Origin of the sequence: Xylanimonas sp. McL0601, assembly GCF_049852175.1 — a bacterium.
Classification (GTDB): domain Bacteria; phylum Actinomycetota; class Actinomycetes; order Actinomycetales; family Cellulomonadaceae; genus Xylanimonas.
The window spans coordinates 1,099,860-1,113,038 of sequence record NZ_CP187527.1 but is presented as its reverse complement, the minus strand read 5'-3'; the positions used below and the strand labels follow the sequence as shown (position 1 = coordinate 1,113,038).

Annotated in this window: 10 protein-coding genes and 1 pseudogene; 5 read left to right on the top strand and 6 right to left on the bottom strand. The window is 70.9% G+C overall.

What is annotated here, in order from left to right; genetic code table 11:
• Nucleotides 1-47: 47 nt before the first annotated feature.
• From ACO4JP_RS05065 to ACO4JP_RS05045, 5 genes are read left to right on the top strand one after another with little or no spacing between them, the layout of a single operon-like run.
• Entirely contained in the window at nucleotides 48-725 is a 678-nt protein-coding gene (locus ACO4JP_RS05065) for a glycosyltransferase family 2 protein (RefSeq protein ID WP_425956295.1), read from the top strand.
• A 20-nt stretch (nucleotides 726-745) separates the two neighbouring features.
• The gene (locus tag ACO4JP_RS05060) at nucleotides 746-1,123 is read left to right on the top strand and encodes a DUF2304 domain-containing protein (RefSeq protein WP_425956294.1); all 378 of its coding nucleotides are present in this window, start codon (nucleotides 746-748) and stop codon (nucleotides 1,121-1,123) included.
• Between the two features lie 23 nt (nucleotides 1,124-1,146).
• Complete coding sequence (locus ACO4JP_RS05055; RefSeq protein ID WP_425956293.1) at nucleotides 1,147-2,460, top strand: CDP-glycerol glycerophosphotransferase family protein; 1,314 nt, start codon at nucleotides 1,147-1,149, stop codon at nucleotides 2,458-2,460.
• The gene (locus ACO4JP_RS05050; protein ID WP_425956292.1) at nucleotides 2,457-3,677 is read left to right on the top strand and encodes a DUF6716 putative glycosyltransferase; all 1,221 of its coding nucleotides are present in this window, start codon (nucleotides 2,457-2,459) and stop codon (nucleotides 3,675-3,677) included. Before ACO4JP_RS05055 ends, ACO4JP_RS05050 begins: the two co-directional genes overlap by 4 nt.
• Before the next feature lie 51 nt (nucleotides 3,678-3,728).
• A complete protein-coding gene (locus tag ACO4JP_RS05045; RefSeq protein ID WP_425956291.1) occupies nucleotides 3,729-7,181 on the top strand; it encodes a glycosyltransferase in 3,453 nt (1,150 codons plus the stop codon).
• 318 nt (nucleotides 7,182-7,499) lie between these two features.
• On the opposite strand, the pseudogene ACO4JP_RS05040 reads toward ACO4JP_RS05045, so the two are convergent.
• From ACO4JP_RS05040 to ACO4JP_RS05015, 6 genes and pseudogenes are all read right to left on the bottom strand, one after another.
• Nucleotides 7,500-7,655, bottom strand: a pseudogene (locus ACO4JP_RS05040) (glycosyltransferase); the annotation flags it as partial.
• A gap of 76 nt (nucleotides 7,656-7,731) precedes the next feature.
• Entirely contained in the window at nucleotides 7,732-8,934 is a 1,203-nt protein-coding gene (locus tag ACO4JP_RS05035; protein WP_425956290.1) for a DegT/DnrJ/EryC1/StrS family aminotransferase, read from the bottom strand.
• Nucleotides 8,931-9,920: an SDR family NAD(P)-dependent oxidoreductase gene (locus tag ACO4JP_RS05030; protein WP_425956289.1), complete on the bottom strand. Its 990-nt coding sequence runs from the start codon at nucleotides 9,918-9,920 to the stop codon at nucleotides 8,931-8,933. Before ACO4JP_RS05030 ends, ACO4JP_RS05035 begins: the two co-directional genes overlap by 4 nt.
• Nucleotides 9,917-10,975 (bottom strand): nucleotidyltransferase family protein, encoded by a 1,059-nt coding sequence (locus ACO4JP_RS05025; RefSeq protein WP_425956288.1) that lies wholly within the window; start codon nucleotides 10,973-10,975, stop codon nucleotides 9,917-9,919. The genes ACO4JP_RS05030 and ACO4JP_RS05025 overlap by 4 nt, the downstream gene beginning before the upstream one ends.
• Entirely contained in the window at nucleotides 10,972-12,138 is a 1,167-nt protein-coding gene (neuC, locus tag ACO4JP_RS05020; protein WP_425956287.1) for a UDP-N-acetylglucosamine 2-epimerase, read from the bottom strand. The genes ACO4JP_RS05025 and neuC overlap by 4 nt, the downstream gene beginning before the upstream one ends.
• On the bottom strand, nucleotides 12,135-13,172 hold the full coding sequence (locus ACO4JP_RS05015; RefSeq protein ID WP_425956286.1) for an N-acetylneuraminate synthase family protein: 1,038 nt from the start codon (nucleotides 13,170-13,172) through the stop codon (nucleotides 12,135-12,137). The genes neuC and ACO4JP_RS05015 overlap by 4 nt, the downstream gene beginning before the upstream one ends.
• Between the last annotated feature and the right edge of the window lie 7 nt (nucleotides 13,173-13,179).

Sequence of the window (13,179 nt, the reverse complement as noted above, 5' to 3'; positions counted from 1 at the left end):
CCGCCGATCATCATTTGGCGGCTCCCTGTTCTGGAAGGATGCATGGCATGCCAACCACCGCGCACGAGGACACGTGGGTCGTCATCCCCACCTTCAACGAGGCGGCCGTCGTCGCCGACGTCGTGACCACCGTGCGTGCCGTGTTCCCCCACGTCGTCGTCGTCGACGACGGCTCCAGCGACGGCAGCGCGCGGGCTGCCTCCGCGGCCGGGGCGAAGGTGGTGGTCCACCCCATCAACCTGGGCCAGGGCGCCGCGCTGCAGACGGGCCTGTCCTACGCGCTGGAGCGTGGTGCCTCGTACCTGGTGACCTTCGACGCCGACGGCCAGCACCGGATCGCCGACGCCGTCGCCATGGTGGAGCGGGCGAAGCGCGAGGAGCTGGCGATCGTGTTCGGATCCAGGTTCCTCGACGGACGCACCCGGCCGGGCCGGCTCAAGTCGCTCGTGCTGCGCACCGCCGTCTGGGTCACGAACAAGAGCACCGGGATGAGCCTGACCGACGCGCACAACGGCCTGCGCGTGATCCGCTCCGACGCCGCCCGGCAGGTCCACCTGGAGCAGGACCGGATGGCGCACGCCTCGGAGATCGTGCTGCAGCTCCATCGCACCAGACTCCCCTGGGCGGAGCACCCGGTCCACATCGAGTACACCGACTACTCACGCGGCAAGGGCCAGTCGCTGTGGAACTCGGTGAACATCCTCGTCGATCTGCTCATCCACTGACGTCCCCAGGAGAGTCCCCGATGCTCATCCAGATCCTCCTCGTCGTCGCCGTCATCGCGCTGCTGTTCCTCCTGGCGCGCTCGACGGCGGACGCGCGTCACCAGGCGGTGACCCGGCTCGCGATCGGGCTCTTCGTCGTCGCCGCGCTGCTGACCATCCTGTGGCCCCACGCCCTGACCCGGGTCGCTCAGTACGTCGGTGTCGGCCGCGGCACCGACCTGCTCCTCTACGCGCTGGTGATCCTCTTCGTCGCGCAGGTCGCGCGGTCCCACCGCCGCAACAACGACCTGGAGCGCAAGATCACGGTGCTGGCCCGCGAGCTGGCGCTCGCGCAGGCCCGGACCGAGGACGGGCGCGTGCCGGCGCCCCAGCCACCGGCCGGGACGCCGGCCCCCTGAAGTCACGGGCTAGAGTCCCGTCCATGCCGACGTCCTGCCACCGCTTCAGCGCGCCCGGTGGCCTCGCCCGGAAGGTGTCCGCCCTGGTGGCGTCGACGCCGGGTCGGCTCGCGCGGCTCGTCGTCCGCCTCGACCAGGCCACGGTCGCCCGGACGCCGCGCACCACGTGGGCCACGCGGCTGGCCGAGAGGATCGACCCGCGCTTCCGTGCGTGCTGGCTGCTGATGGACAGGGACACCGAGGCGCACGACAACGCGGAGCACCTGTACCGGCACCTGAGCACCGAGCGCCCGGACATCAACGCCTGGTTCGTGCTCGGCCGGACATCACCCGACTGGCCTCGCCTCGAGGCCGACGGGTTCCGGCTCGTGGCGCACGGGTCACTGCGGCACGTGGTGGCGCTGGCCCAGTGCCGGGAGCTGGTCTCGTCCCAGATCGACCACTACGTCATCAGTCCCCCTGCCATGGCGTGGCTGCGGCGGCGGCCGTGGTGGTTCACCTGGCTTCAGCACGGCGTGATCCAGAGCGACCTGTCAGGGTGGCTGGCCGGCAAACGAGCCCGCACCGTCGTCACCACCACGCCCGCGGAGCACCGCTCGCTGACCCGCCCGCCCTACACCTGGACCGAGCGCGAGGTGGTGCTCACCGGCCAGCCGCGTCACGACGCCCTCGTGCGGCAGGCGGCGGCGACGCCCGACGACGAGCGCAGGCTCGTCGTCGTCATGCCGACATGGCGCACCTGGCTGCTCACCGGGTCCGGGATCGGCAACGCACGCGTGCCCGTCCCGGGGTTCGCCGACTCGGAGTACGTGCGCAGCTGGAGGGGCCTGCTCGCGTCCACCGCCGTCCACGAGGCCGCTCGGCGCCACGGGCTCGAGGTCGTGCTCATGCCGCACCCGAACATGGCACCGCACGTCGCGGCGATGGGCATCCCGGACGGCGTACGCGTCCTCACCTACGCCGACGACGTGCAGCAGGTGCTGGCCCGGGCGTCGCACGTGGTGACGGACTACTCGTCCAACGCGTTCGACGCCGCGCTCGTCGAGCGTCCCCTCCTGTACTTCCAATTCGACTTCGACCGTCTCCACTCCGGCCACATCGGCGCACCGGGGTACTTCGACTACGTACGCGACGGGTTCGGCCCGGTCGCCCGGACCTCCTCCGACGCCGAGCGGCTCCTCGTCGAGCTGATCGACGCGGGCAAAGCCCCGGCCGAGCCGTACTCGACGCGGATCCGTGAGACCTTCACACGGCGTGACGGGCACGCCTGTGAGCGCGTGGTCGCGGAGATCCTCGCCCATCGCAGCTCGGCCCCCCGGGACGGGGCGGGCCGATGACCGTGCGCATCCTCGCCGTCGCCGACTCCGAGTCGTTCCTCAAGTGGGCGGCGACGACGCTTGACCAGGTCGCTGCAGACGGCACCGATGTCGACAGCCGGGTCGTCGTCATCCAGGGCCCGCTCGAGCCGTCACCCGAGCAGCACAGGGCCGCGCTCGCCGGGACCGGCGTGACCGAGGCGCCGGTGGCCAGCCGTCGCACGTTGGCACGACTCGTGCGCGACCACCAGCCTGACGTGGTGCTCGTCGCCGCGACGGGGCCGGTCGCCGAGATGATCGCCCTCACCGTGCTCAAGGCCTCCGGCGACCGTCGGCCGGCGCTGCTGTCGGGCCCGCCCGGAATGGCGCTGTCCGCGGGCAGCACCGTGGGCGTCAAGTGGCGGTTCGGCTGGTGCGACGCGTTCATCGTCCACAGCCCGCGCGAGGTCGACCTGTTCGCCGAGGCGTTCAAGCGGCACGGCGCACACCCGCGCATGGTGCTCACGCGGTTGCCGTTCCTGGCCAGGCTCGGCGAGATCGAGCCGGTCACGACCCCGGTGCGCCGCATAGTCTTCGCACCTCAGCCGATCGTCCCGCACCGACGTTCGGATCGACTGGCGCTCTTGCGTGGACTCGCCAGGCTCCACGAGCAAGGGTTCGAGGTCGTCGTCAAGGTCCGGACCCGCGCCGGCGAGCGACAGACCCATTACGAGGCCCTCCCCTTCGAGTCGTTGTGGCGCCGGGAGCACGCTCGGATGGGCCTCCCCGCCGATGGGCTCGAGTTCGCCGCAGGGCCGATGAGCGACTGGCTGACGCCGGGGACAGCGCTGGTGACCGTGAGCTCGACCGCTGCGCTCGAGTCGCTCGCGCTCGGGCTTCCAACGGCACTCGTCGCGGATCTCGGCGTCTCCGAGGACCTGGCGAACGAGGTGTATGTCGAGAGCGGATGCATGGTTCGCCTCGACGAGCTCGGCTCCACGCTCGCCCGCGGCGGCCCCGTGCCGAACGGGCGTTGGCTCGGCGAGAACTACCTCCACGAGACGCCGAGCGAACTCGGTACGGCAGTGAGCCAGCTGGCCGCCGCGCGGCGCGCGGGCATGTTGCCCCCGGTGGCCTCAGCCCAGCCGCTCAGTCGCGCGATCTCCCTATACTCACAACTCAAGTCGGACGTGCCGCTGCTGTGGTACCCGGCCGTCTGGGTGCGTGCACTCCTCGGACGACACAGACCCCTCGCGTAAGGCCCGTCGGCGTCAGCGCCGCACGACAAGCTCAAGGAGTTAACGGTCCCCATGATCCTGATCTGCACCATCGCCCTCGCCGGCACGACGGGTCTGCAGAAGTCCGTCGTCGAGTGCGCCAACGCACTGCACCGCGCGGGCTACCCGGTGGCAGTCCTCGGGTTTCTGGGCACGTCCGACGGCGCACACTGGGCGCTGCCCCAGTGGCCGCTCGACCCGGGCATCCCCGCGTACACGCTGCAGACCCTCGCCGCGGAACGCGGGCACCTGCTGCACCGCAACTATCATCCGGTCCTGTCCGGCCAGATGGGGACGACGCGGTACGAGTTCACGGCGAACCAGCTTGCGGCACTTCGCCAGCTCAACGGGATCCTCGCTCCCGACGACACCCTGATCTTCACGAACCCGATCCCCGCCCTCGCGTTCCACCGCGGGCTGGAGGGCACCCCGCGTCGCCCGCGCACGCTGCTCCAGGTCCACGGGGACTACCTCCACCACAGCGGTCTGTGGCAGACGATGATGGGCGCGAGGGACAGCATCGACAAGGTCCAGACCGTGGCCGACGGGCTGCGGGCGCAGTTCTCCCCCGTCTTCGATGAGGGAGACGCCCTTTTCATCCCGAACTTCCAAGGGCCGAAGCCGCCGCTTGAGAGGATCGTGGGCGAGGGCGTCAACATCGTCCTTCCCGCGTCCTTCCAGGACCGGAAGAACCAGCTCGACGCCGTCCGAGCGCTCGCCCTCGTCCAGGACCCCAGCGTTCAGCTGACGCTCTGGGGCCGGGCGAACAGCCAGAACCTGTACTACCTCGCGGTGAAGGATCTCGTCGAGAGCCTGGGGCTGACCGAACGGGTCCACATGCCCGGATTCGGCTCGGAGACCGACATCTACTCCGCGGCAGACATCGTGCTGATGACGTCGCGGTCGGAGGGCTTCCCCTACACGCTCACTGAGGCCGCCTACTACGGGATCCCGACCGTCTCCTACGACTTCGAGTTCGGCCCTCGGGAAGCGATCGAGGACGGCTCCTCGGGCTTCATCGTCCCGCTCGGGGACGTCGACGGGCTCGCGGAGAGGCTGACGGTCCTCGCCGCCGACGCGGAGGTGCGCGCGCGCTTCGGGCAGCGTGCCCGCGCGATGTTCGACGAGCGCTTCTCCACGACCGCGGTGCTCGCGCGGTACCAGGAGGTGCTGGGCGCACCTGGCGGTACGGTGACTGACCTTGCCCACGCCTTCGGCACCGACGGGGACGAGCCGCTTAAGGCCGACGCGATCTCGCACCGAAGCCGCCTCGCCAGCCAGCTCCACCGCCACCACATCACGGTGACTACGGACATCGAGCTGCACGACGTGCAGATCGACAACGGCAAGCGAGTGATCGCCCCGACGGTGGCACGCACCCCCGGGGCCACCCACATCACGTTCCGCGCCGCCGGTGCCGAGGTGATCTCCTATACGACGGCCCCTGGTGCGACCGACCGGCACTACCTCGGAAACACCACCACGGCCGGGGAGTTCGAGGTCCTGCCGTACCTCCGGCGCGACGCCGACTACGGCGACGGCAGCCCTCCCGTCGTCGACACCGTCTTCGCCACCTCCGGCGGGTCGCGGAAGGTGACCGCCTCCCACCTCAGCGAGACGACGCGCGTCGCGGCGAAGTCGGTGCGCAGAGACGTCGCGTGGAAGCTGCGGCAGATCGCCGGCAACAAGCGCCCATCGGCGACGTCGGCCGCGCCGCCGGCCCGCGATCCCGGGGTGCCGGTCGCACCCGACATCCCGGCGAGCCCGCCCCCGGCCAGCGTTTCCGCGCCGGCGGGCGCGCCTCCAGCCAGCGTCTCCGCGCCGGCGGGCGCACCCCAGGCAGACGTTCCCGCGCCGGCACAGGCCTCCCCTGCCAGCGAGAGCGGGACGTCAGGCAGCAGCCGCGGTTCGGTGGGGCTCGGCCGCGCGTCCGGCATGCTCCGGACCGCGGGTCGTCTAGGCGGCGTCTCGCTGAAGATGGTCGCGGCATCGATGATCATCGCAGCCACGAAGCGGTCCGCGCCCCCTCGCCGCGAGATCGCCCGGCACCCGCGCTTTCCCGTCACCGCCGGCACCGACAGCTTCGGCACGCCCATCAACCAGCGCGGCGGGGTCGTGGTGAAGAACGCCGGATCCGCCCGGCGACCGACCGTCACGATCACGGGTGAGTACGACTGGCTGACCCTGCGCGACGCCCAGTCCGAGCGCCGGATCACGCCGCCGTTCTCCTACGGCGAGTTCTTCGAGCGGCTCTGCGCGGCCGAACGCGACTACGGCCTGTTCGAGATGACGACGCGCGGCGGGACACCGCTCTGGGAGCACGGCCGGTCGGCGCTCGTGATCCAGCTCGCCGAGGCGTTCGGCATGTGGGGAGCGGCCTCCGCCCTCGACCGGCCGGCGGTGGACGAGTACACCGGTCCAAAGCGCCTCACCACGGCGCCCTCTGCGCGCCGGGTGGTCTTCGACTATGCACGCCGCGGGCAGAGCGACTACCGCACCGCGGGATTCCGGGACGACGCGACCCTGTTCGTCGTCCAGCCCGGGCCGGACGGCTACCCGGAGGTCGACGACCAGAACCTGGTGTACCCCCTGCACGAGTACAACCAGTGGCGCGTGGAGTGGCGACGCCGCTGGGAACATCAGCGCGCACCCGAGGTCGACGCGCGTCCGTTCGAGGCTGCCCTGACCGAGGCGCTCGGCATGCCCATCAACCTCGGCGACCACCTGAGGAACCGACTGCTCAAGCACCTTGACGAGCGCAACTTCTGGACCCCTGTCTTCGAGCGTGTGCAGCCCGACGAGGTGCTGGTCTCAGCGAGCCACTGGTGGTCCGGGGTCGTGGCGGCCGCGGAACACGCGGGAGCACTCGTCTCCGACATCCAGTACGCCGATACCGGCCGGTACCACGCGTCCTACTGGTTCGGCGGCATGCCTCGCCACGGCGCGAAGCGCCTGTACACCTGGTCCGAGTTCTGGGCTGCCCGGACGAACGTGTACCAGGAGCACGTTGTCGTGCCTCGCCAGCAGCCCGAGCTGGCGGAAGCCATCCGCCGCGGCCCGTCCAAGGATCCGGACTTCGACGTGTGTGTCATCTCGCAGCCACGCGTCTTCCGCCGCATCGTCGCCTTCGTCGGCGACCTCGTCCGCGAACGCCCCGAGCTCAAGGTCGTCATCGCTCCGCATCCCTCACAGCGCCCCACCTTGGAAACCGAACTGGCTGCGGCCGGGCTCCTCGACAAGGTCGTGGTCTCACCGGACGACACCCTCACGACGGTAGGGCGGTCGCGCCTCAGCGTCGGCTGCTACTCGACGTCGCTCTGGGAGTCGGCCGCGATGGGCTGCCCGACCTACGTGATCCCAGTCCCGGGGCACGAGCTGACCCTCGAGGACATCGAATCCGGGCTCTTCCGGCTGGCCCGCTCGCCGCACGATCTCGTGCCGTTTGACGTGCCGGCGAGCCGTCACGACATCTTCGAGATCGCGTAGCGCCTCGCTGGGACCGTTCTGGAAGTAGGAGAACGGCCGAAGCGATTGGACACCCAGGGCCTGCGGGCCGGTCGGCCGTGCGCATCGAGCCGTCGCCCTGGAACGCTCGGGTGGGATGGTCGGCTCAACCCGCTGGGGGCGGTCGACCAGGACCTCGACCCCGAGCTCGAACTTCCGGCCGGGGTCGTCACGAGCAGGGACTCGGATCGCTTGATCGGCGCGTCCGCAGAGAAGCCCTGTCGTTCTCGCACGCACGCGCCCCGAACTCCGCACGCAGCGACGCGCACTTGGCCAGGTCTTCTGGTGCCCTGCGAGGAGGTCGACGTCGTGCGAGGACACGATGTAGCCAGACTTGCCGTCGTCGATGATGTCGCGCGGCCCGCAGTCGAAGTCGTACGCGACGGCCGGCAGGCTGTAGGCCGGCTCGATCAGCGGGCGACCGAAGCCCTCCGACAGCGAAGCTGTCAGGAGGATGTCCGCCGTGGCGCGTTCGCGGTGGCAATGACCGACTTCTCGAGACCGGTCTTACCCCTCTCGGAGAGACATCTGTTTACCGGTTCTCCAGAAAGGTGAGCACGGCTTCGACCACGCGGTCCTGCTCGGCGTCCGTGAGGTCGAACGAGCAGGGCAGCGAGAGCCCCCGGGCGAAGATGTCCTCCGCCACCGTCCCGCCGATCCGGGCCGCACTCTGCCACGGCGGCTGCAGGTGCAGCGGTCGCCACAGCGGGCGCGAGCCGATCCGGTGGTCGCCCAGGTGCTTCCAGAGCTCGTCGCGATAGCCCGCATCGGGGACGAGGACCGAGTAGAGCCAGTAGGTCGCGTCGAATCCCGGCACACGCGGAGGCGTGACGATGCCCGTGCCTGCGAAGGCGGCGTCGTAACGCTGTGCCACGTGCGCCCGGCGGGCCTTGACCTCGTCGAGACGCTCGAGCTGCGCCAGACCGAGGGCGGCCGCGATGTTGGTGAGCCGGTAGTTGTAGCCGACCTCGTCGTGCAGGTAGCCGATGTCCGGGACCTTGGCCTGCGTGGACAGGTGCTTGGCCCGGGCGGCGAGCTCCGCGTCGTCGGTGACGAGCATGCCGCCGCCGCCGGTCGTGGCGAGCTTGTTGCCGTTGAACGAGAACGCACCGATGGTGCCGACACTGCCGGTGTGCCGCCCGGCGAACGCGCCGTCGCTCCAGGTGGCGCCCAGCGACTCCGCGGCGTCCTCGACCACGGGGATGCCGTGGCTGACGCAGAACTCGACCAGCCGGTCGATCCGCGCGGGCTGGCCGAGGATGTGCACGGGCTCGATCGCCGCCGGGAGCGGCTCACCCTTGCGGACCCGCTCCTCGAGCGCCTCGACGAGCAGCTCCTGGTCCAGGCACCACGTCTCACGCTCGGAGTCGACGAGCAGCGGCGTCGCCCCCACGTAGGCGATCGGGTTGCTGGAACCGACGAACGTGAAGTCCGGGACGGCGATCTCCGCGCCGCGGGGGATGTCGAGCGCTGCGAAGGCGAGGTGGATCGCCGCGGTGCCGCTGGCGCAGGCCACCGCGTGCTTGGCACCCACCAGCTCCGCGAACGTGCGCTCGAACTCCTCGACGAACGGGCCGACGGAGGAGACGAAGCCCGACTTCACCGCGTCGGTGACCCGCGCCACCTCGAGGTCGGTGATGGTCGGGATCGCGAGCGGGATGAACGGCTGGTCCGAGCCCGCCGCCGCCTGGGGCGCGTTGCCCCAGGACGCGCTGTCCGAGACCTTGCCGCTCATCGGTGGTAGACCCCGGACTTCGTGGTGTCGACGCGGCCGCGCAGCCACTCGGCGGTGGCACGCAGGCCGTCCTCGAGCGACGTCTGCGGCGTCCAGCCCAGCACCTCGGCCGCCTGGGTGGGGTCGGAGAGCAGGATCTCGACCTCCGAGCCGGCGGGACGGAAGCGGTCCTCGTCCGTGGTCACCGTCGCGTTCGCGCCCGTGGCCTCGAGGCACAGGTCGAAGGTCTCGGCGATGGACACGGTCCGGCCGGTGCCGAGCTGCACGACGGTGCCGGGCGCAAGGTCCGTCGTCGCCGCGCGGACGAAGCCGTCCGCGGTGTCGGCGACGAACGTGAAGTCGCGCTTCGGGGACAGCGCGCCCAGGTGCACCTCGGTCGCCCCGGCGAGGAGCTGGTTGAGGATCGTGGGGATCACGGCCCGCATGGACTGCCGCGGACCGAACGTGTTGAACGGACGCAGCACGGTCACCGGCGTCCCGAACGAGAGCGCGTACGACTCGCACATCTTGTCCGCGCCGATCTTCGACGCCGAGTAGGGCGACTGCCCGCGCAGGGGATGCGACACCGTGATCGGGACGGACTCGGGGGTGCCGTAGACCTCGGAGGTCGACGTGTGCACCATGCGCGGCGTGCCCTCGGCGCGGACCGCCTCGAGCACGTTCAGCGTGCCGGTGATGTTCGTGTCGACGTAGGAGCGCGGCGCCACGTACGAGTAGGGGATGGCGATGAGCGCGGCCAGGTGGAGCACGACGTCGGCGCCCTTGACCAGACGGCGCACGTGCTCGGCGTCGCGGATGTCGCCGAGCTGGACGTCGACGTCGCCGCGCACGGGCGACTCGTCCAGCCAGCCGGCGGAACCGTTCGAGTTGTACATGCACATCGCCCGCACGTCCGCGCCGTCCGCGACGAGCCGCTCGACGACGTGGCTGCCGATGAAGCCATCCGACCCGGTGACCAGGACGGTCTTTCCGGCAATTGCGCTCACTGATTTCCCCTTGCTCTGGCGAGATCCCGAGGTGTTCCCACGTCGATCCAGTCCGAATCCATCGACCACGCGCCGACGCCGAGCCCGCGCTCGATGCAGGCTTCCACAAGCGCTGGCATCGTACTTGGGCGCCCCGGGGGCACGAAATCTAGGGCCTCGCGCGAGACGGCGTAGATCCCGGCGTTGACCTCGACGTCGAGCACGGGCTTCTCCACGAGCTCGGTGATGCGCCGATCTGCCCCTCGTTCGACGACGCCGAACGGCACCTGGTGCTCGTACCGGCGGGTCGCGACGGTCACGGCGTTGCCGTGCGCGTGGTGGTCGTCGAGCAGGTCGCCGACGTCGAACTGCACCATCAGGTCGGCGTTCGTCACGACCAGCGGCGCGTCCGGCAGCTCCGATCGGTCGATCAGCGAGAGCGAGCCGGCGGTGCCGAGCGGCGTCTTCGGGTCCTCGTGCACGTACCGGATCGTGGCGCCGATCGCGGACCCGTCCCCGAGCCGCTCGATGATCTGGTCGGCGAGGTAGTTCACCGAGATGTAGAACGTCCGGATACCGCCGCTGATCAGGTTCAGGATCACCCACTCGATGATCGGGCGCCCGGCGATGGGCACCAGCGGCTTCGGGGTGTGCTGCGTGAGCTCCCCGAGGCGCACCCCGCGCCCGCCGGCCATGACCACGGCGACGTTGTCGCGCACCGCGCTGCCGACGATCTCGGCCAGAGTGTGCAGCCCGACCACCCGACGCTCACCGTCGATCACGGGGATCTGCTCGAGCCGCGTGGCGCGCATGACGTCGAGCGCGTGAGCGCGGTTCGTGCCTTCGGGCACGGTCGTCGGCGTGCGGGTCGCGAGATCGACGGCGGGGTCGTCGAGCTGCACACCCTTCAGCAGGGCACGCCGGAGGTCGCCGTCCGTGACCACGCCGACCAGTCGCTGCTCGTCGTCGACCAGCACGGCGATCTCCAGCCCGCTGCGGTCGATGAGCGTCATGACGTCCCGCAGGCTCGCCGACGTGGTGATCGTGTAGTCGGCCACCGGGTGGGCTCTTCTCATCGATCGTCTCCTTCGGTTCCGCCCAGTCGGCTCGTGCGCGCGTCGAGGTCATGAAAGCGTTTCGGGCCGGCGGGGCGGCGCACCTGCACGATCAGCTCGGCGATGCGCGCGGCGGCATGCCCGTCGCCGTACGGGTTCACGGTGTGGTGCGGGCGCGGCCCCTCGAGCACCTTCCGGATGCCCGCGCTCACGTTCTCACGCCCGTCTTCCACGTGGACGACGGTGGCTGCTCGCAACCGGCCCGCTTGGCGAGCTCCGACATCCACGGCCGGTACGTCGGCGCTCGCGGCCTCGATGATGCCGGAGGAAGAGTTGCCGACGACGACGTCGCACGCCGCGAGCACCCGCGGGTAGCGGCTTCCGAGCGCGGGCACGGCCACCACGTTCGGGAACGTCTCGACGGCGGCCAGCAGGGCGTCGCGCACCGCGTGACCGCCGGGGTCAGGGCCCGGATGGGTGAGGATCACGGTTCCCGCGGCCTCCGCCGTCCCGGCCAGCGCGTCGAGGGCTCCACGCACCATCTCCTCGACCGTCACGGTCGTGACCGGGTGGTAGGTGAACAGTGCCAGCGGCCGGCGCACCTTCACCTCCAGGGCGGCCTCGATCTCGCCGTCCGTCAGGGGCGTCACGCCGACCAGGCGGTCGAGCCCGGGAGCGCCGGTGACGTGCACCGCCGTAGGGTCCTCCCCCATCTGGACGAGCCGGTCCCGGGCGTCGGCCGAGGCCACGCAGTGCAGGTCGGAGAGCTTGGAGACGGCGTGCCGCACACGCTCGTCGATGGCGCCCTCGGTGACCTCGCCGCCGTGCAGGTGCACGACGGGGACCTGTGCGAGCACAGCCGGCATCACGACCCACGGCAGCTCCCACCTGTCGCCGAGGACGACGAGCACCTCGGCGTCGACCAGCGCCGCGGCCACGCCGGTGGACAGAGCTGCGCCGGTGCGGGCGGCATCGCTCGGGGTATCCCCTTCGAGCCGCGGCCCGACGGCCAGGACGGTGGCCCGGTCCACTCCGGCATCGACGAGCGCGGACCGCGCCGACACTTCGTCAAAGCCGACACCGGTGAGCACGCGCAGCTCGGGCGACTCCTCGGCGAGACGGGCGAGCACCGGTCCCAGAGGCCCCAGGTCGGCCCGCCCGGAGACGAAGACGGCGACGGTCATCCGGCCGTGACGGCGTCCGTGGCGAGCGCCTCGCCTGCTGCGACCGCCCGCGACGTCACGCGCCCGACGATGTCGAGGGCCGCGGAGATCCCGGACTCGGGGCGAAGGGCGATGACGTCGTCGGCGGTCAGCCGGTGCCCGGCGGGCAGGTCGCGGCGCGTGTGCCAGGAGCGTCGCACCAGAGGCGCGTTCTCGACCTCGCTCGGCATGCGGCGCTTGTTCCCGTCGCCGAGCATCCGGACAGCGGCATCGACGTCACGGATGTACGCGGCCAGCTCCTCGGGCTCGAGGCTCGCGGCGTGGTCGGGTCCGGGCGCGGTCGAGTCCAGCGTGAAGTGCTTCTCGAAGATGCGTGCGCCGAGCGCGGCCGCGGCGACGGCCGCCGTCGACCCTGTCGTGTGGTCGGACCAGCCGACGGGCACGTCGAACTGCGCGGACATCGCCGGGATAGCGCGCAGGTTGCAGTCCTCGGCCGGGGCGGGGTACGCCGAGACGCAGTGGAACAGAGCGCGGCTCGGCGCGGCGGCTGCCGCGTCGAGCGCAGCCGAGACCTCGTCGAGGCTGCCCATGCCGGTGGAGATCAGCAGAGGCACGCCCAGCTGAGCGAGGCGGCGCACGAACCCCAGGTTGGTGAGCTCGCCCGACGGCACCTTGAGCGCAGGCACGCCGAGCCCGAGCAGGAGATCGGCGCTGGCGAGGTCGAACGGCGTCGAGAGAAAGAGCAGGTCCAGCTCGCGAGCGTGGTCCGACAGCTCGAGCCAGGCCTCGCGCGGCAGGGAGAGCGCCTGGAGCATCTCGGACTGGGTCGCGGTTCCCGTCGCCCGCTTCTGGTACGGCGCGGCCGAGGCATCCTCGGCCACCAGGGCGCTCGCCTCGAACGTCTGGAACTTGACGGAGCCGGCTCCCGCCTTTGCGGCGACATCGATGAGCGCGTGGGCCTTCGCGACGTCGCCGTCGTGGTTCACCCCCGCCTCTGCGATGACGAAGGGTGTCTCTCCACCCAGAAGGTGGTTCCCGATGGTGACCAGCTCCACGGCGACC

What these genes read in the sequence shown, in the direction of transcription:
- ACO4JP_RS05065 (WP_425956295.1), top strand. Translation starts at nt 48, where the DNA reads ATGCCAACCACCGCGCACGAGGACACGTGGGTCGTCATCCCCACCTTC.
- ACO4JP_RS05060 (WP_425956294.1), top strand. Translation starts at nt 746, where the DNA reads ATGCTCATCCAGATCCTCCTCGTCGTCGCCGTCATCGCGCTGCTGTTC.
- ACO4JP_RS05055 (WP_425956293.1), top strand. Translation starts at nt 1,147, where the DNA reads ATGCCGACGTCCTGCCACCGCTTCAGCGCGCCCGGTGGCCTCGCCCGG.
- ACO4JP_RS05050 (WP_425956292.1), top strand. Translation starts at nt 2,457, where the DNA reads ATGACCGTGCGCATCCTCGCCGTCGCCGACTCCGAGTCGTTCCTCAAG.
- ACO4JP_RS05045 (WP_425956291.1), top strand. Translation starts at nt 3,729, where the DNA reads ATGATCCTGATCTGCACCATCGCCCTCGCCGGCACGACGGGTCTGCAG.
- ACO4JP_RS05035 (WP_425956290.1), bottom strand. Translation starts at nt 8,934, where the DNA reads ATGAGCGGCAAGGTCTCGGACAGCGCGTCCTGGGGCAACGCGCCCCAG.
- ACO4JP_RS05025 (WP_425956288.1), bottom strand. Translation starts at nt 10,975, where the DNA reads ATGAGAAGAGCCCACCCGGTGGCCGACTACACGATCACCACGTCGGCG.
- neuC (WP_425956287.1), bottom strand. Translation starts at nt 12,138, where the DNA reads ATGACCGTCGCCGTCTTCGTCTCCGGGCGGGCCGACCTGGGGCCTCTG.